Source organism: Negativicutes bacterium, from assembly GCA_021372785.1.
GTDB lineage: Bacteria > Bacillota > JAAYKD01 > JAAYKD01 > JAAYKD01 > JAJFTT01.
The window spans coordinates 34,854-61,038 of the sequence record JAJFTT010000009.1 but is presented as its reverse complement, the minus strand read 5'-3'; the positions used below and the strand labels follow the sequence as shown (position 1 = coordinate 61,038).

The window sequence follows — 26,185 nt, the reverse complement described above, 5'->3', positions numbered from 1 at the left end:
AATAGCAATTGCACCCGAGTGCCGTCCTATTGAGCCGGCACTTTAATATTATCCGAAGGAGTGATGACCGTGTCCTTACTACCCGAAGCAGAACCTCGCTTAAGCGGTAACGCCTTGAAAATTTTGGAAATGCGTTACCTGATGCATGAAGGTGACAACTACGAAAAGCCCGCTCAATTGTTTTGGCGCGTCGCCCAAACAATAGCACAGGCAGAAGCATTTTACGGCAGTGATAACAGCGCCATTCAAATCTGGGCGGAAACTTTTTATAAGCATATGTGCTCGATGTATTTTTTACCGAATTCTCCTACCTTAATGAACGCCGGTCGGCCTTTGGGTCAGTTGTCCGCCTGTTTTGTCTTACCGGTTGAAGACAGCATGGAAGGAATTTTCAGTGCAGTCGGCAACGCCGCGCTCGTGCATAAATCCGGCGGTGGCACCGGTTTTGATTTTTCCCAGTTGCGGCCGAAAAATGCTTTGGTTAAATCGACGGGTGGAATGGCATCCGGTCCGGTTGCTTTCCTGAAAGTATTCAATGCCGCCACCGAAGCGGTCAAGCAGGGCGGTGTACGCCGCGGCGCCAATATGGGAATCTTACGGGTGGATCATCCGGATATCCGCGAGTTCATCCACTGCAAAACCAACAATATGGATATTACCAATTTTAACCTTTCTATCGCCATTACCGACGACTTCATGACCGCTCTGCAGGAAAAGAAGGAGATCAGTTTAATCCACAACGGCAAAGAATACGAAAAAATTGCCGCCGAAGAATTATGGCAGGAAATCATCCGATCCGCCTGGGGAAATGGAGAACCGGGTATCGTCTTCATCGATCGCATGAATGAGCATAATCCGGTCGAACACATCGGACGGATCAAAGCAACCAATCCCTGCGGCGAACAGCCCTTGCTGGATAATGAGTCCTGCAATCTTGGTTCAATCAATCTGGCTTTGATGGTCAAATCGCACAACGGACATACCGAAGTGGATTATGATTTACTGGCCGAAGTAATTCAAACCGGCGTCCGTTTCCTCGATGATGTCATCGATATCAATAAATATCCCTTGCCGCAGATTCGGGAAGCCAGCCTGCTGACGCGTAAAATCGGTTTGGGTGTGATGGGCTTTGCCGATCTGTTATTCCAATTGAAAATCGCTTACAACAGTCCGCAAGCGGTCAAGGTCGCAGAAGAAATTATGACCTTTATCCAGGCCATCGCTCAGAATACCTCTGCGGAATTAGCCAAAGAACGCGGCTGTTTTCCTGCCTGGAAAGGTTCCCGCTTTGAAAAAGAAGGCCGTCTGATGCGCAACGCCACCCTGACCACCATTGCACCCACCGGTTCCATTTCCATGATTTCCGGCTGCAGTTCCGGTATCGAACCTGCCTTTGCCCTGGCTTATGTCAAGACTGTCCTGGACGGGACACAACTCCTGGAAGTCAATCCTTACTTCGCGGCGCACGCACACAGAGAAGGTTTCTATACCAGCAGCTTGATGTCAGCCCTCAGCCTGACCGGGCGTGTCGGCGATTTAGCCGATGTACCGGAGGAAGCAAAAGCAATTTTCGTTACCGCACAGGAAATTTCACCGGAAGCGCATATCGCCATTCAGGCCGCCTTCCAAAAGCATATCGACAATGCTGTTTCAAAAACGATCAATTTTGCCAATAGCGCCACGGAAGAGGAGATTAATCATGCCTACCTGCTGGCTTATCGGAACGGTTGCAAAGGGCTCACCGTCTATCGCGACGGTTCCCGCGATGTACAGGTTTATACTGCCGGTACCAAAAAGCCAAACGGGACCGGCAAAGAAGCGCAAAGATCCTTCAACAATCCAGACCGTTTTACCACCCGTCCGCGGCCGGCGGTAACCAAAGGTGAAATCGAGAAATTCTCTATCGGCTGCGGCTCTCTGTTTGTGATGAGCTCCCGGGATGAAATCGGATTGGCCGAAGTTTTCTGTGAAACCGGTAAATTCGGCGGCTGTGCTTCTCAATCGGAAGCGACCGGACGTCTGATCAGTTATTGTCTGCGTTTGGGGCGTTCTCCGGAAGAAATTGAAGTCATCGCCGGTAATATCATCGAGCAGCTGCGCGGTATCCGCTGTCCTGCCTGCATCCGCCGCCCGGGTATTACAGTCACTTCCTGCCCCGATGCTATCTCCCGCGCCTTGCTGCGTCAGTTCCCGAATTTGCAGAAGAAAGCGCATGCCAACGCGGCGGCGGCGACACAATTCGATCAATTGCCGCTGCTGCACAGCAGCGGTGTCGATGAAGTTGTGACGGCGCAGACTGCCGGTATCCTGCAATCGGCCTTACCGGTCAGCAATCCCTGCCCCGAATGCGGTCAGGAATTAATCCCGGGCAGCGGCTGCTATACTTGCTCCAATTGCGGTTATTCCAAATGCGGCTAAACAGGCTGAGGTGAAACAAACTGAAAAGAGACATTTAACCTGTTTACTATGGTAAGCTCTCAGTGATCCGGTAAAATTCTATAGAAACCGATCCTGGACAATTCCGGATGAGGATGATATACTCAGGAACATAAAAAAAGTTGGTAGAGGCGCGGAGAGATAAGTAACCGAAATGAGAAGGCATTCAATGACTTCGGTGAAAGGGTAAACCGCCGAAACTGTTTTCCGGCAGGAAAGCAGGTTGGGCTGCATGAGAACACCATGCAGACTCCTGAAAATATGTTGTATTTTCAGAGGAGCTATCGATTGTTAACTTTTTTTCGCACTGAAATGGGCATTAAAAAGTTGCATCGATGCGATGCAACTTTTTTTAATACCCATTTTTCTTTGGGCCCGGTGAATCTAACGGCCGGGACCCGGTAACTGCGAAAGGAGTTTTTTATCTATGAATGAAACCACACACACTCCGGCTGAACTGCAGTCGGAACAAACCGAATTCAAAAGGGAAGTCGGTCTCTTCGGCGGCATCAGCGTACTGGGCGGCATCATGGTTGGTTCCGGCATCTTTTACCTTGGTTCTTATGTCCTGATGCGCTCCGGCATGAGTATGGGCCTTTCCCTGCTGGTCTGGATCATCGGCGGTTTAATCACCCTGCTCAGCGGCATCTGTTATGCCGAACTGGGCGCCATGATGCCAAAAGCAGGCGGCAGTTATGTCTATTTACGAGAAGCCTTTGGTGAACGCATTGCTTTTATGAGCGGAATCAACGGCTTCGTGCTGGGCAGTTCCGGCTCCATTGCTGCTTTGGCCATCGCCTTCCCCAATCTGTTGGGCAGCTTTTTCAGCATCAGTCCGCTCGCCGGCAAAGCCATTGCCATCGGCCTGATCGTGCTGCTTTCTGCCATCAATATCCTGGGCATTAAATTCGGTTCTTTCGTCCAAAATATCTTCCTGATCGCCAAGTTGATTCCGATTGCCGTCATCTTAATCTGCGGCTTGCTGATGGGTCAGCAGACGCCCAATTTAAGCCTGATCCCTGCTTCTCAGCCTTCGTTTGTGCAGCTCTGCGGCATGATTGCCTTTGCCGTGGTGGCAACCCTGTGGGCTTATGAGGGCTGGACCAACCTGAATACGATCAGCGAAGAAATCAAGAATCCTCACCGCAATTTGCCGCTGGCCATCATCTTAGCCATCACGGGCGTCACACTGCTTTATACCCTCTTCAATTTTGCCATTTACCGTGTGCTGCCGCTCGACGCGATCGCCGCCCTGTTCAACAGTAAAAGCTACTTTTTAGGTACCGAAGTTGCCGGCACCCTCTTCGGCAGCACCGGCCGGCTGCTGGTCAGTCTGACCATGGCCATCTCGGTTTTCGGCGCTCTCAACGGCTGTGTTATGGTTTTCCCCCGCACCTATTATGCTATGGCCAAAGACGGTCTGTTTTTCCCCTCCTGCGCCAAACTGCATGAAACCTATAAAACACCGGTCAATGCGCAAATCGCTTCTGCCGTCATTTCCATCCTGCTGGTACTCTCGCGCAATCTGGATCAACTGACCTCCCTCGTTGTCTTCAGTGCTTTTATCTTTAATATTCTGATTTTCTATTCCGTGATCGTCCTGCGTAAAAAATACCCCGACCTGAACCGTCCCTACCGCGTCTGGCTCTATCCGGTCAGCGTCATCCTGACCATGGTGATTATGTTTGGCCTGATGATCAATACCTTGATCGAAGATCCGACCACCTCCCTGATCGGCCTGGTTGTACCGGCGGCCGGCTTTGTCCTCTATGAAATCATTCGCCGCAGAAAAACGGCTGCGGCAGCATAGGAGAATAAAAAAATGACTACTATCCTCTATCATGGCAACATCTACGTCCGGCAAGGTCAATTTGCCGAAGCGCTGCTGATTGAAGACAACCTGATCCGCCGGATTGGCAGCACTGAAGAAATTCTGCAAGAGGCTCCGGCTGATGCGGAGCGCATCGATTTAGCGGGACGCACGGTCCTGCCCGGTTTCAATGATTCCCATATGCATCTGCAAATGGTCGGACGCGAGATGCAGACCGTCAACCTCTATGGTGCTACATCGATTACCGAAGTAATCCGCCGCGGCCGCGCTTTTCTCAGCCAGCATCCCGTCCCTGCCGGCAGCGTCGTCAACGGCAGCGGCTGGAATCAGGACTATTTCAGTGATGAAGTGCGTCTGCTCAACCGCCACGACCTCGATCAGATTTCAACGGAACACATCCTCATTTTCAGCCGTGCCTGCGGTCACGTTCTGACAGCCAATACCCTGGCGATCGAAACCGCCGGTGTAACCGCCGCCACGCCGCAGCCAGCCGGCGGCCATTTCGATACCGATGCGGATGGCTGTCCCAACGGTATTTTCCGGGAAAGCGCCAACGCCCTGATCTACCGGCTGCAGCCGGCAGAAAATCTCGCCGCCATCCGGCACAGTCTCCGGCTGGCGATGGCTTATGCGGCCTCGCAGGGAATCACCTCCGTGCAGACCATGGACGTCAACAGCAACAATACGGAAACCATGCTGGCTGCCTATACGGAAGTGCTGGCGGAACGCCCGACTTTGCGCGTTTATCATCAATGCAATATCACCACATTAGATGCTCTGCATGCTTTTGCCGCCAAAGGCTACCGTACCGGTCAGGTGAACGGCCTGCAAACGATTGGGCCGATTAAACTATTCATGGATGGCTCCCTGGGCGCGCGTACCGCCCTGATGCGGCAGCCTTATGCCGATGATCCCACCACCCGGGGCATTCAATGTGTCGATCAGAAGGAATTGAATCAACTGGTTGCCGCGGCGAATCAACTTGGTTTTCAGGTTACTGCCCACGCCATCGGTGACGGTGCCATCGAGCTGATCCTGAATGCTTACGAATCCACCCTGCAAAAAGGCCGGAATCCCCTGCGCAACGGTGTGGTTCATTGTCAGATCACCGATTTGGTACAGCTGCAGCGGTTTCTCAGCTTTGATATTCTGGCTCAGGTTCAGCCGATTTTCCTGCATTATGACCTGCATATCGTCAGAGAAAGAGTGGGAAGTACGCTAGCCGACACGTCCTACGCTTTCGGCAGCATGCATCAAATGGGCATCCACGTCAGCTTCGGCACCGACTCCCCTGTAGAAAATATGAATCCTTTTCATAATATCTATTGTGCCGTGACGCGCCGTGATCTCAACGGCAGCGCACCTTATAACCCAAGCGAAGCCTATACCGTGGCGGACGCGATCGACGCTTATACCACTGAAAGCGCCTATGTTAGCTTTGATGAAAACAAAAAAGGCCGTTTGCAGCCCGGTTTCCTTGCCGATCTGGTTGTGCTGAGTGATGACATTTTCAGCATTGCACCGATGAAAATTAAGGATGTCACCGCTGTGCTGACCATGGTGGACGGCAGAATCGTTTATAGAGTTTAGCTCAAATTTCTCCTGAGAGGAGAATACAAAAAGCCAAAGAGAATCTGCAGCAAAACGGGAAAATTGTTGCAGGTTTTCTTTTTTATATACCGGCATCACTTGTCAAAATCCGTCAAAGCTTTTTTATATACCTGCTTCCTGCTCGATCGCCGCACCACTCGGCCGGGAAGAGAAAGACAGCATCTTTAGCATAGACTTTACCTGTTTAGAACCATTCGATCATTTATCTCATCTATTGTATTATATCGAATATTCTTATTTATTTATGGATATATCAGTAGGTTAATAGATTTACGTTATAATTAATTTACTGAATAATCAAGAATTTATTTGTCTTATTTATAGATTCATTCTCATAACGGATGCTTTGCGGAGAATGCACGTTGATTAACAGTTATTCCATGGTTTTAATTCGTTTATTTTTTCTTAATATTCGTAAAATACCAAATTCCGGAAAGCTTGACTTCCCTTCTTATTTCCTATATATTCATAGCAGTTCATTGGATTATTATCTGGGAGACGTTCCCGTTGAACAAGATGCAATGCAAGCTCTGAAAAATTAAACAGAAAAAGAGCAGGATATTTTATGAAACGGAACTCACGATACCGCTCGTTTTTTTTGGCTATCTAGAAATGATGCCACGGAAAGGTGAATAAGATGGCAGCAGAAATGACTCAAACCGAGCCTTTCCCACTTTGGGATGTTGAAGCTTTTGAGAAGTATTTGCAAATAATGTCTGCTAAGGGCTGGCATTTGCAAGAACGCCAATCCAAACTGACGAATTCGCGAATTCGTTATGAGGAAGAAAAACCAAATTTCGCAATGAAGTATCGAATATGGTTAAGTGAGGCCGCACTAGACGAGCAATTCATCCATACGTTAACCAGCCAAGGTTGGGCACGAGTAACGGTTCTTCGCAGCGATTTCTGTCTTCGGAAGTATTATTTTAATATCTTCCAAAGCCAAGAAGATCAGGCGAGCCCAGAAAAGATGTTTGATGACCAACTAGAGTACGTCTACAATCGGTTGGGTAATGTCAAGCTGAAAGCTGCCGGTGGAGTTATCGTGATCCTTCTTTTTTGGATCGCAATCACCTTTTTTATCCGATTCATGCATTGGCCTGATCCATTGACATCGGCTGCTGCAGTTTTTCCCTATGCTATGCTCAGAACGATTTTTATTGCATGGACGATGATTCGTTTCGGCAGCCGCCTCAAGGCACCTCAAACGAATGAATTAACACAAATAGAAGTAGAAGAAAAAATCAAAACAAATCGGCTCTTGAAAATCTTAGGTTTCGTGATATCAGCATCGTTATTTACCTGCCTATACTATTTCCAGCTGGGTAAATGAAAGCAGGTACGCTAAGGAGGAGCTGCAGCAAAAAAAAACGCTGCAGCTCCTCTGCTGTTTTCATCAAGACAATCGATTTGGTTCACAGTGCAACCCCAATCTATTATTCTTGCTCGAACATCTCTTTTACTTTGACCAGTTCTTCGATAATGGCAATATGCTGCGGGCAGTGGCTTTCGCAATTGCCGCAGGCGATGCAGTCAGAAGCTTTGCCGCGTTCCAGTGTCTGGCGGGTATAATGCATGGCGGGGAAATTATTGCTGCCGAATTGCTGCACCATATTGTAAATGCTGAACAGGGAAGGAATATTGATCCGCATCGGACAGCTGTCGACGCAGTACTGACAGGCCGTGCAGGGGATTGCGGTCGATTGTTTGATGATCTCGACCGCCTCGGCAATCGTTTCGCGTTCTGTTTGTGTGAGAGGTTGGAATTCTTTCATGTAGCTGCAGTTGTCCTTCATTTGCTCCAGATTCGACATGCCGCTCAGGACCATAAAGACACCTTCCAGCGAAGCGGCATAGCGAATCGCCCAGGAGGCGGCGGAAGCGGTGGGATGCACGCTCTGAAAGAGTTCGCTGATTTCCGCCACGGGATTGGCCAGCGCACCGCCCTTGATCGGCTCCATGACAATGATCGGCTTGTTGTATTTACGGGCTACCGCATAACAGGCGCCGGACTGCACGCTGGGACGGTCCCAGTCGGCATAGTTGATCTGTAGCTGGACAAAGTCCACTTCCGGATGCTGTCCGAGAATTTTTTCCAAAACTTCGGCTGTATCATGAAAAGAAAAACCGACAAAACGAGCTTTGCCTGCAGCTTTCAATTTTTGCAAGTAATCAAAACCACCGGTACGCTCCGCACGCTGGTTATTCTCAATGCCTAAATTGTGCAGTAAATAAAAATCAAAATAATCGACGCCGCAACGTTCCAATTGTTCTGCGAAGAAGCGGTCATAATCCTCCGGCTTCTCGATCATAAACACCGGCATTTTGTCGGCAAGCAAGAATTGCTCGCGCTGATGGCGTTTGACCAAGCCTTCACGCAGCGCGACTTCGGATTTACCGCCATTATAGGTATAGGCTGTATCAAAATAGGTAAAACCTTGCTCTAAACAAGTATCTACCATTTGATTGACCTGCGCTTGATCAATGGTTTTACCATCTTCCAGCAGCGGTAAACGCATCGCACCAAAGCCGAGTCTCTGAGGATTTAAACCGGTTATCATATGTTTCTCTCCTTTTAATCTCCCTAATTTTGCTTTCTGAACCACTAAGACAACAGAGGGCGAAAAATGTTCCGCCCTCTGTATATTCTTGCCGTCCTGCCGTTTTTCCTGCTTTTTTTACTCTCCGAACTCTTTCAGATCCATCGCAACCGCAAAATCCGCTTCTGTCTTTTGGCGCAGCTCTGCCAATGACAGACCTTTGCGAATCTCCCGCAGCAACAATCCTGCCGCTGTTACTTCCAGCACTGCCAACTCGGTGATGATCAGATTCACTTTATTCTTTGCCGTCAACGGCAAACGGCAGCGTTTGAGAATTTTGGCTGCCTCACCTTTGGCTGTATGAGTCGTTACCACGATCACCCGTTTGGCACCCGCTGCCAGATCCATCGCACCGCCCATGCCCGGGATTAATTTGCCGGGGATGATGTGGCTGGCCAGGGAACCGGTTTCATCCACTTCCAAAGCCCCAAGAATTGTCTTGTCCAGATGACCGCCGCGAATGATGCTAAATGATTCAGCGCTGTCGAAAAAGCTGGCGTGACTGCGCACTGTCACCGGCAGGCCGCCGGCATTGACGATATGCGCGTTTTTCATCTCACCGGTCGCGCTGCGGTCCATCCCGATGATGCCGTTTTCCGATTGCAGGATCACATTATAGGCTGCCGGGATATAATCAGCGACCAAGGTCGGCAAACCAATACCCAGATTGACAACATCGCCGTCTGCCAGCTCCAGGGCAGCTCGGCGGGCAATCACTTCTTTCGCGTCCATCAGGCTACTCCTTTCAGAATATAATCCACAAAGATGCCGGAGGTCATAATATAATTGCAGTCCAGTTCGCCGACTTCTACCGTCGTCTCGGCTGTGGCGATTACCACATCGCAGGCCATCGCCATCAGATGATTGAAATTTTTGGTCGTTCCTTCATAAAAACAATTACCGGCCTGATCAATCACGGTCGCATGAATCAGAGCGATATCCCCGTGCAGCGGCAATTCCAGCAGGTAATCCTTACCGTTGACAGAGATGATTTGTTTGCCCTGCTCGATTTCGGTTCCCAAGCCGGTGGCAGTCAGCACGCCGCCCAAGCCGCTGCCGCCGCAGCGAATCCGCTCGGCTAACGTCCCTTGCGGCACCAGTTCCACTTCCAATTCGCCAGTGCTCATCTGCCGCCCGGTTTCCGGATTCATGCCAATATGGGAGACGATTAATTTCCTGACTCGTTTGGTAGCGATCAACTTGGCGATGCCAATCCCCGGCATTGCGGTATCATTGGCAATGACCGTGTAATCTTTTACATTCGTTGCAATCAGAGCATCCACCAACTGTTCAGAAGTGCCATTGCCAAGAAAACCGCCAATCATCACAGTCATCCCATCACGAAATAACTGCATGGCTGTGTTGAGATCGATCAATTTATTCTTCATGTCATCACCTTTCCCTGTTGCTGCTACTCATATAGGAAGAATCCTGCTTTGCTTTTGCGTCCCAGTTTTCCGGCTCGCACCATTTTTCGCAAGTAAGGCTGCGGCCGATATTTACTGTCTCCGGTTTCCCGCTGCAGTACCTCCATAATGTCAAGCACCACATCCAGTCCGATCAGATCAGCCAAAGCCAAAGGACCCATGGGATGATTGGCCCCCAGCTGCATGGCTGTGTCAATATCCGCAGCGGAAGCAGTCCCTTCCGCCAGAATCCCGATCGCTTCGTTGATCATCGGAATCAGGATACGGTTGACGACAAAACCAGGCGCTTCCTCCACCAGTACGGCTTGTTTGCCCAATTTCACACAGAACCCCCGAACCGCCTGGACCGTCGTTTCGTCGGTTTGGCTGCCTTTGACAATCTCCACTAATTTCATCAGAGGAGCCGGATTGAAGAAGTGCATGCCGATCATCCGCTGCGGACACTGCACAGCGGCAGCCAGTTCGGTTATGGACAGTGAGGAAGTATTACTGGCAAAAATCGTCTGCCTGCCGCAAATCAGATCGAGCTGCCGAAAAAGCTCTTTTTTGACTGTCGCTTTCTCCACCACCGCTTCCAGTATCAATTCACACGGAGCAGCTTCCTCCAGAACAGCAGCCTGATGCAGATTGTTCTGCAGAGCGCATTTTGCCTCTGCTGTGAGGCGGCCTTTCTCCACCTGGCGGCTCAGGATTTTATCGATGTTGGCAAAACTTCTCTCCATCGCCAGGGGATTGAGATCATAAAGGTACGTCGCATAGCCTGCCGCCGCAAAACATTGCGCGATGCCGCTGCCCATCGTGCCGGCGCCTATCACAAAAACACTCATTTTCAGCTTCTCCCCGTTTTTTTATTTTTGTCTGGATCTGCCGCGTTGCAAAAAGGCTGCCATCCGCTCCTGCCGGTCCTCTGTCGCAAAACAACGCTGAAATGCGCCGGCCTCCCGCTGACAGTCCGCCGCCAGTGACGCTGTCTGCTGCGCCATCAACAGTTGTTTGGCTTCCCTGACAGCGCTGCGGCTGCATTGACCGATCCGCTGCAGCGTTCGCTCCAGCAGTGCTTCCAGCTCTGCCGGTTCAGCCAGATATTCCACTAAACCAATCCGATATGCTTCCTCACCTTGAATGGTTTCACCGCTGAACAACAGGCGTTTGGCCTGACCTAAGCCAACCAAACGGGCCAAACGGAAACTTCCGCCAAAAGCGGGTGTAATGCCGAGCCCGGTTTCCGGCTGGCCAAACACAGCGCGGGTGGAGGCGACGCGCAGGTCGCAAGCCATCGCCAATTCCATACCGCCGCCCAGGGCGTAGCCTTGCACCAGCGCAATGCTGGGGATGCTCAGTTGTTCCAGTTGAGCAAAGACCCGATTCCCGTTTTGGGAAAATGCGTAGGCTTGTTCCGGTGTAAAATCCTGCATTTCGCTGATATCGGCGCCGGCCACAAAGGCCTTTCCCTCGGCGCCGCGTAAAACCAGACAACTGAGCGACTGATCGGCAGCGAGTGCGGCGAAGGCTTCTGATAGTTCCTGTAAAACTTCGCTGTTCAGCGCATTCAGCGCCTGTGGCCGCCGGATCGTCAGCGTAGCAATGTTCTCCCTGCTCTCCATAAAAACATAGTTCATTTCAATTCTCCCCGCAGCGCTCGTCGCGTTCGATAATTAAGGCTTCTCCCATACCGCCGCCGATACAAAGCGTTGCTAAACCATAACGCAGACTGCGTTTTTTCATTTCATACAGCAAAGTTACCAGGATCCGGGCACCTGACGCACCAATGGGATGTCCTAAGGCAATGGCGCCGCCATTGACATTGACTTTTCCCGGATCCCAGCCTAATTCTTGCATGACGGCCAGCGATTGAGCGGCAAACGCTTCGTTCGCCTCAATCAAATCCACTTGTTCCGCTGTCATCCCCGCTTTGGTTAAGGCTTGCTCTACCGCCGGGACCGGTCCCAGCCCCATGAAGGCCGGATCCAAACCGGCTGAACCGCCGGCCACAATCCGTGCCAGTGGTTTCAAGTGATTTTCCAGCAGAAAACGTTCGCCGCAGACAATCACCGCGGCTGCTCCGTCGTTGATACCGGAAGCGTTGCCGGCGGTGACAGTGCCTTCTTTGCTGAAAGCAGGCCGCAAGCGTTGCAGTCCCGCCAGGTTGCTGCCAAAACGAGGATGCTCGTCCTGCTGAAAAATCGTCACGTTTTTTTTGCGGTCCACCAACTCGAGCGGCACAATTTCATCAGCAAAACGTCCGCTCCGGATGGCAGCCTCCGCTTTCAGCTGCGAAGCCAGGGCGAATTGATCTTGGGCTTCCCGGCTGATCTGATAGCGCTCGGCGACATTTTCCGCAGTCAGACCCATATGATATTGCAAAAAGACGTCCGTCAGGCCATCATAAACCATCAGATCCGTGGCCTCGGCATTACCCATACGGACACCGTAACGCAAACCTTGCAGCGCATAAGGAGCAAGATCCATATTCTCCATGCCTCCGGCGACCACGCAATCGGCTTCTCCGGCTAAAATGCTGCGCTGCGCGTAAACAACCGCTGCCAAACCGGAACCGCAGACTTTATTGATGGTCATGGCTGGGCAAGTATAGGGAATCCCGGCTTTGACTGCTGCCTGGCGGGCAGGATTTTGACCCAAGCCAGCCTGCAGAACATTGCCCATAACCACTTCGCAAACCTGATTGCCCCGCAAAGCTGCCCGCTCCAGCGCGGCAGCGATCACTTTAGCGCCCAATTCTACCGCGGGCGTGTCCTTCAGACTGCCGTTCATCGTACCGATGGCGGTACGGCAGGCACTGACAATGTAGATTTTCTCCATTGTTTCCCTCTCCTTTGTTTTCTTCGCCGGATTTTTCATGCGGATCCGGTTCCGCTTGCACCCGCAAAAAAAGCCATCGTCTCAGGCAGCCATACTAAGTTCGCCGCAAAGCCTGCCGGCGAATCATTTCTTTGGCAATAAAGGTCGCCACATCATCGGCATATTTGCCGGCACCAAATCCGGCGTCATAACCCAGTTCTTTGGCCAATTCACTGGTGATACGCGCACCGCCGCAAATCATCAGCAGCTGCTCCCGCACCCCCTCCGCCTCGCTCAATTCAATCAGTTCGGTTAAGTTTCTGATATGAACCTCCTTCTGTGTCACAGTCTGTGAAACCAAAAGCACATCCGCCGCCACTTGCAGCGCTTTCTGCAGCAGCTCTTCATTGGCAACCTGGCTGCCGAGATTATAGGTTTCAAACATCTCATAGCGTTCCAGACCGTAATGACCGGCAAAGCCTTTGCGATTAATAATGGCGTCAATCCCCACCGTATGCGCATCACTGCCGGTAGAAGCGCCGACCACAACGATCTTGCGGCCCAATTCGCTGCGGATCAAGGCATCCGTTGCCGCCAGCGGCATGGCTTTTTCGCTGACTGCCGCAACCGGAAGCTTGCTGTAATCCACACTGTGCAAGAGAGAACCATAGAGAATATAAAAAGAAAAACTGCTGTCCAAACGCTTGTGATGAACCACGGAGGCGTTGGACAAACCCATTTGACCGGCCAGAGCCAGGGCGGCCGCCACGCCTTTTTCATCGTCGGCAACCGGCAGAGTAAAGCTCAGCTGCACTTTGCCATCATTCATCGTATCTCCGTAAGGTTTCAGGTGTTGCAGGTCCAAGGCAGTCTCGGCAGCAGAACTCTGCTGTTTGTACCAGCTCCCGCTCATCGTGCCATCCCCTCTCGCTGCATCGCTTCCGCAAACGGATTGAAGTAAACATATTCTTTGGCCATAACACCCTCCAAACCCTTGCCGCCTGTTTTACTGCGGCGGATATTGGCGAAAATGCCCTGCTCCAAAGCGGCAAAAAGCTGGATGCGGTCGATTTCCCGCAATAAATCACAGGCTTTTTGCAGCACTTCGGCGGCGCGTGTCTCGACGATCCCACCGGAACGGAAGCTGATTTCATCCCCTAAATTCTGCATGGTACGAAAGACATACTGGGCATTGGCAATGGAAAGAGCGCGGTCGGACATCAAAGGCGTATGAATGGCTTCGGTGAGCATCCCGAGCAGATGGATCTTCTGCCCGGTCAGGATGGTCACCATATTGAACAGGGTATCCTGAACCTGACCTTGAAAAATATCACCGGTCATAAATTTCGTGGGAGGCATATACTTCAGCGGTGCCTGCGGGAAGATTTCCCGGGTCATTTGAGCCTGTGCCAGTTCCAGGACAAAACCATTGGTCACCTCGGGTGAAATTTCAAAAGCGTGGCCTAAACCCATTTGCTGCGCGGGCAGCCCCGCCTGCAGGGCCAATTGCTCATTTAAAAACTGGGAAGCCAATACCGTATGCGCTTCCTCCACCGCATCGGCCGTCGTCAGATAATTGTCTTCCCCGGTATTGATGATCACACCGGCAAAGGCGTTGATCCGGCGCGAAAAAGCCTGGTCGATCAGCGTCCGCTGCATGTTGATATCGCGGAAGAGGATCCCGTAAAGCGCATCGTTGAGCATCACATCCAGGCGTTCCAGGGCGCCCATGGCGGCAATTTCCGGCATACAAAGCCCGGAGCAATAATTACAGAGACGGATATAGCGTCCCGTTTCCTCACCGACTGCATCCAGGGCTGCCCGCATCAGCCGGAAGTTTTCCTGGGTGGCATAAGTGCCGCCAAATCCTTCGGTTGTGGCGCCGTAGGGAACATAATCCAGCAGACTTTGCCCGGTGGTGCGGATCACGGCAATCACATCAGCTCCCTGTTTGGCAGCCGCGCTTGCCTGCGTGATGTCTTCGTAAATATTACCGGTCGCCACAATCAAATAGAGCAAGGGACCTTCTTTGTCGCCATGCTGTGTCAGAAAATCCTGCCGCGCTTGCCGGTTGGCTGTAATCCGTTGCAGTGCGGCTGCCAGAAAGGGAGCCAAAGCCCGGCGCTGCGCCGTTTGGTCCAGCCGCGGCATCCGACTAAGGTCGAGCGAATCGTCCGCGACCGCTTCGGCGATCTGCTGTGGGGTCAAGCCGGACTGAATAACAGCATTGGCAAGGGCATCGGCAGCACCGCAAGCCAACATATTCTTACGGACCAGGTGATCCACCAAAATATTCGGCAACGGTACCTGTGCCGCTGTAACGCCATCGATACCGAGCAAGCGGCAAATCGCCCGTTCCACACTGACGGTTGTGTGACCATCAATGAATTGTTGGGTATGCCGGGCAATACTGGCCGCATAGCCGCGTGCCTGAGTCACCAAATCATGGTTCAGATTTAATTTGCTTTGCATGAAGATGCCTTGCTTTCCTGCTGATTACGCAGATGGCGTGCCAAATGATCGGGTTCCAAAGAAAGTCCAATCCCCTGTCCCAATTGAGCGACTCCGCTGATGACTGCCGCCTGCTCTTTGCGGCAGACCGGACAATGACAGAGATTTTCATAATGACGCGGCTCGGTATAGGCGGCGGTCACACCTTCAAAATTGCGCAGGATGACGCGATCCGGCGTCTCACTGATCAGATAATTCGGCATAACCGGAATTTTGCCGCCGCCGCCGGGCGCATCGATCACATAAGTGGGAACGGCAAAGCCGGAGGTGTGTCCGCGCAAAGCTTCGATAATCTCAATCCCTTTGCTGACCGGAGTACGGAAGTGTTCCAATCCGAAAGAAAGGTCGCACTGATAAAGATAATAAGGCCGCACTCTGATTTTCACCAATTCCTGCACCAGATTTTTCATGACATAGATACAATCATTGACGCCGGCCAGTAAAACGCTCTGATTGCCCAGCGGAATCCCGACATCCGCCAGGCGGCTGCAGGCAGCCGTGGATTCGGCGGTAATTTCATTGGCATGATTAAAATGCGTATTCAGCCAAATCGGATGGTATTTTTTCAGCATATCAGCCAGTTGTACCGTAATGCGCTGGGGACAAACCACCGGCATGCGTGTACCGATTCGAATGATTTCAACATGCGGAATCGCCCGCAGCGCGGCAATGATCGCTTCCAGGCGATCGTCGCTCAGCGTCAGGGGATCACCGCCGGAGAGCAGCACATCCCGTATTTCGCTATGGGCGGCAATGTAAGCGATACCGCGCCGGATGCGGTCCATGGACACAGCGCTGTCATGCTGACCTGCGAAGCGCCGCCGCGTGCAGTGTCGGCAGTACATGGAACACTGATCGGTTACCAAAAAAAGCACTCGGTCCGGATAACGATGGGTCACACCGGCAACCGGAGCATCCTCATCCTCATGCAGAGGATCCATTAAATCGGCAGGTGCCCGCTGCAGTTCCTGCGCGGTGGGAATCGCCTGACGACGAATCGGACACCAGGGGTCAGTCGGGTCGATCAGGCTGAGATAATAAGGTGTAATCGCCATGCGCAGATTGCCTAAGCACTGCGCGATGCCCAGCTCTTCTTCCGGCGTGAGGGAAAGATAAGTCTTCAGCTGCGCAAGCGTTTCAATTCGATTTTCAATTTGCCAATGCCAATCCTGCCATTGCTGATCCGGGACATGCGGAAATAACTCGGTTCTTCTGGATACGCTGGACAAAATAATCACCCTTTCCTGTTGCAATACTGTTTGATCTGGCGGGCTAAAATCTAGACATATTTTTCCTCAAAATAAGCCCGCAGCGCTGCGTTTTCCCTTAATTCAGCTAAAGTCACTTCGGCATGTCCTTTGGTGTAGCCATTGCCGATGATCATAGTCACATCCTTACCGACTCCTTCCGCACCCAGGGCTGCCTTGGTAAAGCTGGTCGCCATCGAGAAAAAATAGACAATGCCATTCTCACGCACCGGCAGGATACAAGCCATCTCCGTGTTCGGAATATTGACGCAACTGATGGCAATATCCACTTCTTTACCCTGATTCGCCGCCAGTGTTTTCTCTAAAACATCCAACGGCTGCGTAGCGCTGGAAACAATAACCCGATGCGCTAAATTCAGTGTTTTCAGCTTGCCGATATCGCTTTCTTTGCGTACCATGGCGATGACATTACCGGTCGGTCCCGCACACTTCATGGCTTCATACAAACAAAGCATACCGGATTTACCACCTGCTCCCAAAATCAGCACACTGTCGCCTGGTTTGACCAGTTTGGCTGTTTGAGCGGGAGCTCCGGCAATATCGAGTGCGGCTAAGGCAAGGTTTTCGCTCATATCATCCGGTAATTTCGCATAGATACCGCTCTCAAAGAGAATAGCCCAGGCTTTCACATCCACACGATCGATCGCTTGATGTACCGCAAGAATTTCTTCGATGCAAAGCGGAGTCAGCGAAAGCGAAACCAAGGTAGCAATTTTATCGCCGATTTTCAGTGCGGTTTCTTGCAGGGCAGGGCCGATGGCGGCAACATATCCGATCAGCATTCCGCCGGAACCGGTCACGGGATTCTGCATTTTGCCTTTTTCGGCCACGATTGCCATGATTTGCGCCCGTATTTGTGCTTCATCACCATTGACCGCTCGTTTGATCTGATTAAAGGAAGCGGAGTCGATGTTCAAAGCCGTGACATTGATCAGAATTTCATTATCATAAAGCACCGACATATCATTGTTGATCCGAGTGGCAGCCTGCGGCAGCACCCCTAACGGTTCCAGCACGCGGTGCGTGCCATATTTATTGCCTAAATTCATGTTGAAAACAACTCCTGTTCCGGTTTCTTTTATTCTGCGCTTGGCAGTCCCAAAATGTTTCTCGCTTCCGCCGGTGTGGCCACCTGACGTCCGAATTCATTGGCCAGGCGAACCACTTTTTCAACCAACTCGCCGTTGCTCCTGGCTTTGATTCCTTTGGCCAGATAGATCGTATCCTCAAAGCCCACTCTGACATGCCCACCCAGGATAATCGCCATAGCGGCCAGAGGAAAAGCCGTGCGGCCGATTCCTGTCACCGTGTAACTGGCTTCGCGCGGCAGGCTTTCAGCCAGAAATATAAGATCACGCGGTTCTCCGCTGATGCCGCCATTGACACCGAACACCAAATTGAAATGCAGAGGTTCGCTCAAGTAACCTTGTTTTGTTAAACGCAGCGCCATATCGATCATACCCTTATCGAACACTTCGATTTCCGGTTTGACCCGGCGCTCCTGCATCCGGAGCGCAAATTCCTTTATCGTAGTCTCCGTATTGATAAAAATGTCATCACCGCCGAAATTGCAAGTACCGCAATCCAGCGAAGCCATAATCGGATTCAGGCTCAACGGCTGCAGACGTTCCGTATTGCTCATGCCAACAGCTCCGCCGGTTGAGGGCTGCACAATCAATGCAGCGGGACATTGCCGGTAAATTTCATCGATACAAGCCCGAAAACGATCCGCACTTTGCGTCGGTCTGCCGTCATCTTCTCTGACATGCAGATGAATGATGCTGGCTCCGGCCAGCCAGGCCCGCTTCGCTTCCTCCCCAATTTCCGCTATTGTGTAAGGAACGGCTGAATTCTGCTGTTTCGTCACCTCCGCGCCGCAGATGGAAGCAGTGATGATTAGTTTTTCCATCGCGATTCCCTGCTTTCTTTGCTTCTCTGCCTGTCTTTTGGCACAACGCAGGTACCGATTGCCTGACAAACCAGCACGGGTTCCGGCAGGACATCAGCGGCAGAAGCATTCAAATCGGGTCGCGGCATAATCACCTTATGAGCGAAAAATTCCATTTGCCGCGAGGTGTTGCCGATACGGATGATCTGCCCCGTTGCTTCGATAAAATCCCCGGCGTAAACGGGACTGAAAAACTCTACTTTCTCGTAGGCACGGAATAAACCTTCATCTCCGTCACTGCGGATCAAAAGCTCCGTAGCGACATCCCCGAACAATTGCAGCATTTTTGCCCCATCCACCAAATTGCCGCCATAATGGGCATCCTGGCTGCCCAGACGGACACGAATCATCACCTGCATTTTGTTCCCTCTCCTTTTTGTTTTGTTCTGTTTTTAACCGCAAAAAAAGCGCCGGGGTAATCAAATACAAGATTTGATCTCCAGCGCTCCATGGCTATTTTACCATGACAGAACCGTTGCTCTTGGCAGCGATTCCAAAGCAGGCAGCAAACGTGCCGTCAGCTTTTCGGCAGGCGTTACATTCGGCCAGTTCATTCAGGACGTTCCCTATCCCCGGTTTACCTTACAACCCGCTCCTCTAGCCCTATTCACTTATTTTACAATATAACAATTTTTTACAAAATAGTCAAGTAGCAGAACGGAATTCTCACAAATAATTTATTTTTCCAATTGATCTAAAATCCCGGCTTCCAATCCCAGCAACCGACAGATCCGGCGCGCTTCCTGCGGTATTGCCTCTTCACGATCAACCGGCAACAGCGTATAATCCATGCTGCGGTTCAAATAAAACACCGGGTCTTCTCCAGACTGTATGGCTTGGCTAAACTGCGCGGCATCCAGCTTCTGCAGTCCCGTCACTTGATAATGGGCATTGGCAAAGCTTGCCACGCCGTCATAATGCGTTGTCAGCACGGTCATGCCGGATTGTCGGTTAAAATATGCCGTGATTGCCTGCAGCAGCAGCGCACCTTCTTTGGGGTTGGTGCCTCTGACAAATTCATCCAGAGCCAGAAAAGTAAACTGGCCTTGATGATCTTGTATGAAGTGATTCAATCTGCTGATTTCCGCGCCGAAACTGCTTAATCCCAGTTCGACCGATTGCTGATCTTCTCCCAGATAAGCCAAATGGCTGAACAATGGCAAGACTGCCGCTTTTGCATAAATGAAAAATCCCATCTGCCAGAGCGTGAGATTCAGCATCAAGCTGCGTAGGAGAACGCTTTTTCCTCCCATATTGGCTCCTGTGATCACGGTGGCGCCCGGCTGCAAACGAATACTGACCGGGGTGAAACGGCGCTGCCAGTTCTGCAGAATTGCCGCAACTCCGGGGTGGATCATCTCCTGGAGAATGACAAACGGTTCCGGTGCCAATGCCGGTCTTGTGAGATGCTCTCCGATTGCTAAGCTTGCTTTGGCAAGATCCAATTCCAGGCGGCCTAACGAACGGATTGCTTGCTGCAGCTCCGTTGTGTAAGGCGTTAAATGTTCTGTGATCGCCCGTTTCGCCAGCATTTCTTCCGCTGCTTCGGCTGCCACCCATTTGCTCCGTTCGGCTAGCAGACCTGCCTGTTCTGCCGCTGAAGCGAGACGCAGCCGCTGCTCACAGAGCAGTTTCTGCTGCCGTACGCAAGCCAAAGCCGGATAGGACTGTTCATCCAGGTAAAAAGCCCTTAAGCCATATTGCTGCGGATCCAGCCAAAGCAGCGCCGCCGCCAGCGACGGCAGCTGAATTTGGTGCAAACCCAATCGGTTCAAGAGAGCGGCCCCCTGCGACTGTAAATCCTGATACTGCAGCAAGAAAACTTTCAACTGAAAAAGCGCTATTTCATCCAAAACCTCATTTCTGCTCAAAGCAGTGAGAATGCCTTCGATTTCCTGGACAGAGTGATAGAAATCCCGCAATTTGACGAAGAAAATAGGATAATTTTCCTGCGCCTGCATAAGAATTTCCACATTATCCAAAGCCAGCTGCTGCTCTTTTTCCTCTCCCGGCAGATAAAAAGCCATATTTTGCAAAGCACGCCGACCATACGGAGAACACACCTGCAACTGATCCAACACGAAGCTTAAATCCTGCGGATAGCAGGATGTGACTTGGCTAAATTGCATACAATTCCCTCCTTCACATCAATGATCGGTAAATGGATGGCTTCGGCCAGCTCTTGTATAAATTGTTCCGCTCTGTATACCGGATAATCAAACGCATAGGCGTTTGCCGTAATGGCCAGGATGGGAATCTGCTGCCTGACCCGAATCCCGGCGCCTGCCGCTAAAAATTGCCGGAGAAGACAATCCTGCGCCAGAATACAGCTGCCATTATTGACGATTAAAGTAAAATCCTGCAGTCGAATCCCGCTGTGCAGTAATTGCCGTAAAAGCAAATCGGTTACGGCACCGGCGGTATAAAAAGCGGTACTGTCCCGCTGCAAATAAACCGGTAAGGAAAATTCAGAACTGCGGGCCAGGGAAGCAGAAATATACTGTCGGCTGCCGTCTTTCTGACAAATCAGATACTGTGATCCTTCCAGGGCAGCAGAGGGCAATTCAGTCAATGGTAAAGAGAATAACTGAGTGATGCGCAGCGTTTCTCCAATGGTTTCCGCCATGCTTTGATGAAAGGCGGCACCGCTGCAAAGAATCACACCATCCCCACTTGCTTCCTCAGTGAAAACACGGCGTCCCATCGCCCCGTCAACCAAAATTCTTTCCGCTCCTAATTGCTTCAGTTCCTGTTGAATTTGCCATAATTGTTTCCGAATGGATGGTCCCGCTAATTGGATATACCCATCACTGCGGGCGCGCACCAGGACGATTCTACCTAACGGGGTGGCTATCTCCGTCACTTGTTCGATCTGTTTGGTGATATCACAAAGCGGCAAGAGATCTGCCGCCGTGGCAAACAAGCTTCCCTTTAAGACGTAAATTTCGGGTTTCAGCGTCTGACTGAGCAGATCATGGCTCTCACCGTCAAGGCCAATGGAAGTCAACCCGATGCACGGATGCGCAGCACTGCTGCTTAATCCTTGCAGCAGACTGTTCAACACTGTCGTTTTGCCGGCATTTTTCGACAAACCGATGATCGAAACGATCGGATAAGCGTCCGTTAGTTGTGCTAAAAGCAACGAGGTTTGTTTGGGTGAAATATGCTGCAGCATCGCAGAACCTCCTTTGCCATCAATCAATCTGCTCCTATTCAATTCGCGGATGACCCGCACTATCCCTGCCGATTTTCCCCGGCCGATAAAAAGCAAGGCAAAAGGGAATGCGCTGTTTCCCTTCGCCTTGCTGATTTATATGGCTGCCTTGCCGGCATAATCTTATAGTAGGATGAGTGTCACACCTTGATTTCCCCGGTTTAAGTCCCGATCTTTGCGTAAATCGGGGCAAGCGTTCAGCATGATGCGGGTAGCTTCATCAAAAACCGTGAAATTCTCTCCATATACAACCGCTTTAATTTTCTGCAGTTTTAATTGCTGATTCAAAAACGTTCTGCTGCCGCTGCGCAACGCGCCGCCTACTCCGGTTGAGCCATAGCCATGAATTACTTTCAGGATCTTGCCGCCCAAAGCCCGGCAGGTGAGGATTTCACTGCCCAGCAGGATTTTCGCTTCTTCCACAGTGGGATAATTGCGTTCCAAATTATAGACTATAATTTTCTGTCTGCTCATGTGACGCCGCTCCCCTACCGCAGAGAACGAATATGACCAAGCGGCCAGAGCACGGCAACCGCTCTGCCAATCACATCCGCTTCCCTGACAAACGAAGTCGTATGCCAGAAACGGGCATCCTCGGAGTGTTCCCGGTTGTCCCCCATGAAGAAGAGGTAACCGGGCGGTATTTCGTATTTTTGGGTGTAACTCACGGTAGTACCCACCGCATAACTTTCATTCAGCAATTCCCCGTTGCGATAAACCAACCCGCTGGAAAATTCCAGCACATCGCCGCCTTTGCCGATCAACCGTTTGACATAGGGAGCGACACTCGGCGGTTGATCCGGACAGGGAAAAACTAAAATATCACCGTATTCAAAATCACGGTAATATTTGCTGAATTTCTCGACGACGATCCGCTCGCCGGTCGCAATGGTTGGACTCATCGAACTGGTAGGAACCAACGGGAATACTGCCACAAAAAAATAAATAAACGCCACAATTGCGGCAGAAACCGCCAGTTCCACCAAAAATTCTTTTACATCTTTCAGTGTCAAACAACACAACCTTCTTTCCATAGAAAACAAAGACCCGATGCAACGTATTATAGCATGATCGCCTGCGCTTGTCATCTCTCTTTTTCGCGGAGTAATTCTCTTTTTTAAGCTGGCTGCTGAACAAGCCAAAATATCACCTGATATTTATTCTGAAATCAGGCAGGAAAGAACCGCGTAAAATTGAAAGTAAAGGTATCACTAACAGCTTTGCTGTTTCAATTATAAGGAGGGAAAAAACATGGCTTTGGTAATTAAGAGTGCGAACTTATGGAATGGGACTGGGGCAGCGTTGCAGGAGAATATGGGGATTGTGATGGAAAATGGTAAATTTACCCGGATTGCTCCCAGTGACGAAGTGATCCCGGCAGAAGGCGATACCGTCATCGACGCAGCCAGTAAGTTTGTTATGCCCGGCATGATTGACTGTCACGTTCACGTTTGCAGCAGTGGCGAACCCAACGAAGCGGTTGCGATGAGAGATGCCAGTGACGGCTATAAGGTACTGATTGGCACACAGATGATCCGTCAGGATTTGGAAGCCGGATTTACAACTGTCCGCAATATGGGTACCGAGCATTATCTGGATTTGGATTTAAAGAAAGCCTGGTCGGAAGACCGCATCACCGGCAGCCGGATCATTACTTGCGGACCTGCCATCACCATGACCGGCGGTCATGGCTGGACCTCCGGGCTGGAATCCGATGGGGAAGACGAATGCCGTAAGCATGCGCGGCAGCTGCTGCGTCAAGGCGTAGAGGTTGTGAAAATCATGGCGACCGGCGGCGTGATGACTCCCGGCGTGGAACCCGGGTCTCCTCAATTGACTGAACCGGAAATTCGGGCCGCCGTGGAAGAAGCACACAAAGCCGGCCGCAAAACCGCTACCCATGCGCAGGGAACCGAAGGAATTAAGAATGCCGTGCGCGCCGGTATCGACAGTATTGAGCATGGCATTTTTCTGGATGAAGAATTACTGGAAATGATGAAAACCCGCGCTACCGCTTTGGTTCCCACCCTGGTAGCTCCCTGGCACATTAATGATGGCGGCGTAGCCGCTGGAATTCCGGCCTATGCCGTGGAAAAATCCATGCGCATCGCTCCTTCCCATATGAAGAGCTTCCGTATGGCGGTGCAAGCCGGTTTAAAAATCGCCCTCGGCACCGACTCAGGCACACCGCTGAATTTCCATGGCTGTAATGCGTTCGAGCTGCAGTTAATGATCGAAAACGGAATGAGCAATGAAGAAGCACTGTTGGCGGCAACCAAAGTGGCCTCCGAAGTGGTTGACCGCGCCAATCTGATCGGCAGCGTTGAAATGGGTAAATTGGCTGATTTACTGATCGTTGAAGGCAATCCCCTGCAGGATATTCAAGTCCTGGTAGAAAAATCTCATATCAAGACCGTAATTCAAAACGGTAAGGTTGTCCACACCAGATAAAAAATAGCCGCGGCATCGCGCAGGATGACTTTGCTGCCATCACAACCGTGATGACTGCGGCTTTTCTTGAATGACCGCCGCCGGATTCTTAACCTCTCTGCTTTCCGATGCGCTCGCGGCTGCTTTTTCTCCCTCGAAAGAGAGCAAAAGCAGCGAAACCGCTTTTGTTCAATTTTCAGTTCAAGAACAGTAAAACTTTCTTTTCCGATCTTGGCCAGCTTCCAAAATGAAATAGAATCTTTTATGATCCGGCCATCGTCGCAAAAGGACTTTTAAGCGGAAGACAAGAATTTTATTACGATAAGTTTAAGAATATGTAAAATCCGATAACGAGCGCTAAGAGTGAGAAAAGCTTAGCTGTTAGCCGCTTTCGGGAGGGCTTTTATGGAGAAGTTTATTTTCGGTATTCTGGGGGGAGCCAGTCTGCTCATGATCGGACTCGACATGCTGGGGGACGGTCTGGAACGGGCTGCAGGAGATTCCATGCGGAAAATCCTGAGTATGTTGACCAACAATCTTTTTGTCGGTGTTTTGGTAGGTACTGCGCTTACCGCTGTCACCCAGAGTTCCACTGCCGTCACCGTTCTGACTGTTGGCTTTGTCAACTCTGGTCTAATGACATTAAAACAAGCTCTGGGTATCATATACGGAGCAAATATCGGTACTACGATGTCCGGTCAGCTCTTGCGTTTGAATATCACGAAATATGCTTTACCGATCATTTTTGTCGGGGTCATTTTTCAATCCATGGCCAAAAGCCAGAAACTGAAGAACCTTGCCGGTGCCATTATCGGTTTCGGTTTGCTATTTTTGGGCCTTTCCACACTGACTTCCGGCTCAAGTTACGTCTCCACCAATCCGGCTCTGAAAGAAATGCTGGTCCGTTATACCGCCAATCCGCTTTGGGGTGTGCTGATTGGATTGGTTGTCACGGCAATCATTGAATCCTCCGCTGCGGTAACCGGTCTGGTCATCGGCCTTGCTTCCTCCGGTTTGTTGGATTTTTCCGCAGCAACCGCGCTGATTTTAGGCAGCAATGTTGGAACTTGCGTCACATCGGTAATTGCTTCGCTGCGTTCCAATCGGGCAGCGCAGCGCACCGCGCTGGGTCACACGATTTTTAATGTGATCGGGGTTGGCGCCATGCTGATCATCTACAATCCCATGCTGACCTGGATGGCTTCCACCGCCACTAACATCATCGGTCAAATCGCCAACATGAACAGTATCTTTAACATTGGCAGCACGCTTATTTTCATCCCTTTTACAAATCTTTTTGCCAAACTGCTGTATAAAATAATTCCGGACCGTGAGCAAGACGCGCAGCGTATCGTCGGACCGCGTTATCTGGATAAAAATCTACTGGAAAGTCCCGGTTTGGCTCTGCAGGCTATGTATCGCGAATTGGTCGACTGCCTCGATTTGGCAGTCGGCATGTACCGCAAGGTTTATCTTTCTCTGATCAACAATGACAGAAAACCCTTGAGTGAAGTTCTGGATGATGAGGCCGTCCTGAATGAGCTGCAGGATGAACTCACCCGCTATGTGGTGGATTTCGGTCAGCACGAACTCACCGAAGACCAGGCGGCACAGATTCCTTCGATTCTGCATATTGCCGGTGATGCCGAACGGATCGGCGACCATGCCAAAGAAATGGTTGAGCATGCGGAAAAAAAGGTCGAACGCAAGATCGTTTTCTCTGCTGTCGCGCAGCAAGAGTTGATTGCCATCATCGCCAAGTTGGACGATCTCTCGTTGATCGCCAGAGAAACCCTGAGCGATCTTGCCAGACCCGTTCCCAGTACCATCCGCAGAACGCAGACAATCCAATGGGAAATTGTTGAAATGATACAGCAAAGCCAGCAAGGACATATCGAACGTCTGGAAGCCGGCAACTGTACAGTCAGCGCCGGTATCCTCTACATGGATATTCTCTCCCATATTGAGCGGATCTCCGAACACCTGATGAATATCGTACTGCGCGGCCCCGGTGATGTGCTGCGCTACAATGCCCTACCCAACAGAACACCCGCGGCCGGCTACCCTATCGGTTCGCTGGAAGTTTAGATTGAATTGCCCGAAATCAACC

Annotated in this window: 22 protein-coding genes; 6 read left to right on the top strand and 16 right to left on the bottom strand. The window is 51.0% G+C overall.

Going from position 1 to position 26,185, the window contains the following annotated elements; translation table 11 throughout:
• Window positions 1-69: 69 nt before the first annotated feature.
• The 4 genes from LLG09_01435 to LLG09_01420 all read left to right on the top strand — a co-directional run bounded on the left by LLG09_01435 (window position 70) and on the right by LLG09_01420 (window position 7,211).
• Entirely contained in the window at window positions 70-2,418 is a 2,349-nt protein-coding gene (locus LLG09_01435) for a vitamin B12-dependent ribonucleotide reductase (protein ID MCE5195782.1), read from the top strand.
• 445 nt (window positions 2,419-2,863) lie between these two features.
• Window positions 2,864-4,246, top strand: a complete 1,383-nt coding sequence (locus tag LLG09_01430) for an amino acid permease (GenBank protein MCE5195781.1) — start codon at window positions 2,864-2,866, stop codon at window positions 4,244-4,246.
• Window positions 4,247-4,258: 12 nt separating this feature from the next.
• A complete protein-coding gene (locus LLG09_01425; protein ID MCE5195780.1) occupies window positions 4,259-5,857 on the top strand; it encodes an amidohydrolase in 1,599 nt (532 codons plus the stop codon).
• A gap of 658 nt (window positions 5,858-6,515) precedes the next feature.
• Entirely contained in the window at window positions 6,516-7,211 is a 696-nt protein-coding gene (locus LLG09_01420) for a DUF2812 domain-containing protein (GenBank protein MCE5195779.1), read from the top strand.
• A gap of 103 nt (window positions 7,212-7,314) precedes the next feature.
• Here LLG09_01420 and LLG09_01415 read toward each other — a convergent pair whose 3' ends face one another.
• From LLG09_01415 to lepB, 16 genes are all read right to left on the bottom strand, one after another.
• Entirely contained in the window at window positions 7,315-8,439 is a 1,125-nt protein-coding gene (locus tag LLG09_01415) for an aldo/keto reductase (protein MCE5195778.1), read from the bottom strand.
• 117 nt (window positions 8,440-8,556) lie between these two features.
• Entirely contained in the window at window positions 8,557-9,210 is a 654-nt protein-coding gene (locus LLG09_01410) for a 3-oxoacid CoA-transferase subunit B (protein MCE5195777.1), read from the bottom strand.
• Window positions 9,210-9,866, bottom strand: a complete 657-nt coding sequence (locus LLG09_01405; GenBank protein ID MCE5195776.1) for a 3-oxoacid CoA-transferase subunit A — start codon at window positions 9,864-9,866, stop codon at window positions 9,210-9,212. The genes LLG09_01410 and LLG09_01405 overlap by 1 nt, the downstream gene beginning before the upstream one ends.
• A 23-nt stretch (window positions 9,867-9,889) precedes the next feature.
• Window positions 9,890-10,732, bottom strand: a complete 843-nt coding sequence (locus LLG09_01400; protein MCE5195775.1) for an NAD(P)-binding domain-containing protein — start codon at window positions 10,730-10,732, stop codon at window positions 9,890-9,892.
• 21 nt (window positions 10,733-10,753) lie between these two features.
• Window positions 10,754-11,524: an enoyl-CoA hydratase/isomerase family protein gene (locus LLG09_01395; protein MCE5195774.1), complete on the bottom strand. Its 771-nt coding sequence runs from the start codon at window positions 11,522-11,524 to the stop codon at window positions 10,754-10,756.
• A gap of 1 nt (window position 11,525) precedes the next feature.
• A complete protein-coding gene (locus tag LLG09_01390; GenBank protein MCE5195773.1) occupies window positions 11,526-12,725 on the bottom strand; it encodes an acetyl-CoA C-acetyltransferase in 1,200 nt (399 codons plus the stop codon).
• Between the two features lie 94 nt (window positions 12,726-12,819).
• Window positions 12,820-13,617, bottom strand: a complete 798-nt coding sequence (locus LLG09_01385; protein ID MCE5195772.1) for a cobalamin-dependent protein — start codon at window positions 13,615-13,617, stop codon at window positions 12,820-12,822.
• Entirely contained in the window at window positions 13,614-15,176 is a 1,563-nt protein-coding gene (locus LLG09_01380) for a lysine 5,6-aminomutase subunit alpha (protein MCE5195771.1), read from the bottom strand. The genes LLG09_01385 and LLG09_01380 overlap by 4 nt, the downstream gene beginning before the upstream one ends.
• On the bottom strand, window positions 15,161-16,444 hold the full coding sequence (gene ablA / locus LLG09_01375) for a lysine 2,3-aminomutase (protein MCE5195770.1): 1,284 nt from the start codon (window positions 16,442-16,444) through the stop codon (window positions 15,161-15,163). Before ablA ends, LLG09_01380 begins: the two co-directional genes overlap by 16 nt.
• Before the next feature lie 50 nt (window positions 16,445-16,494).
• Window positions 16,495-17,532 (bottom strand): L-erythro-3,5-diaminohexanoate dehydrogenase, encoded by a 1,038-nt coding sequence (locus LLG09_01370; GenBank protein ID MCE5195769.1) that lies wholly within the window; start codon window positions 17,530-17,532, stop codon window positions 16,495-16,497.
• A gap of 29 nt (window positions 17,533-17,561) precedes the next feature.
• A complete protein-coding gene (locus LLG09_01365) occupies window positions 17,562-18,392 on the bottom strand; it encodes a 3-keto-5-aminohexanoate cleavage protein (GenBank protein ID MCE5195768.1) in 831 nt (276 codons plus the stop codon).
• The gene (locus LLG09_01360) at window positions 18,380-18,790 is read right to left on the bottom strand and encodes a 3-aminobutyryl-CoA ammonia lyase (GenBank protein MCE5195767.1); all 411 of its coding nucleotides are present in this window, start codon (window positions 18,788-18,790) and stop codon (window positions 18,380-18,382) included. The genes LLG09_01365 and LLG09_01360 overlap by 13 nt, the downstream gene beginning before the upstream one ends.
• Window positions 18,791-19,108: 318 nt before the next feature.
• Window positions 19,109-20,560: a hypothetical protein gene (locus LLG09_01355; GenBank protein ID MCE5195766.1), complete on the bottom strand. Its 1,452-nt coding sequence runs from the start codon at window positions 20,558-20,560 to the stop codon at window positions 19,109-19,111.
• Complete coding sequence (locus tag LLG09_01350) at window positions 20,518-21,606, bottom strand: hypothetical protein (protein MCE5195765.1); 1,089 nt, start codon at window positions 21,604-21,606, stop codon at window positions 20,518-20,520. The genes LLG09_01355 and LLG09_01350 overlap by 43 nt, the downstream gene beginning before the upstream one ends.
• A gap of 162 nt (window positions 21,607-21,768) precedes the next feature.
• Window positions 21,769-22,119 (bottom strand): hypothetical protein, encoded by a 351-nt coding sequence (locus LLG09_01345; GenBank protein MCE5195764.1) that lies wholly within the window; start codon window positions 22,117-22,119, stop codon window positions 21,769-21,771.
• A gap of 14 nt (window positions 22,120-22,133) precedes the next feature.
• Window positions 22,134-22,658, bottom strand: coding sequence for a signal peptidase I (gene lepB, locus LLG09_01340; protein ID MCE5195763.1), 525 nt, complete (start codon window positions 22,656-22,658; stop codon window positions 22,134-22,136).
• 238 nt (window positions 22,659-22,896) lie between these two features.
• Here lepB and LLG09_01335 point away from each other — a divergent pair, with 238 nt between their 5' ends.
• Together LLG09_01335 and LLG09_01330 are read left to right on the top strand one after the other, a co-directional pair.
• Window positions 22,897-24,096, top strand: coding sequence for an amidohydrolase family protein (locus LLG09_01335; GenBank protein MCE5195762.1), 1,200 nt, complete (start codon window positions 22,897-22,899; stop codon window positions 24,094-24,096).
• A gap of 384 nt (window positions 24,097-24,480) precedes the next feature.
• On the top strand, window positions 24,481-26,163 hold the full coding sequence (locus LLG09_01330; protein MCE5195761.1) for a Na/Pi cotransporter family protein: 1,683 nt from the start codon (window positions 24,481-24,483) through the stop codon (window positions 26,161-26,163).
• Window positions 26,164-26,185: the final 22 nt, after the last annotated feature.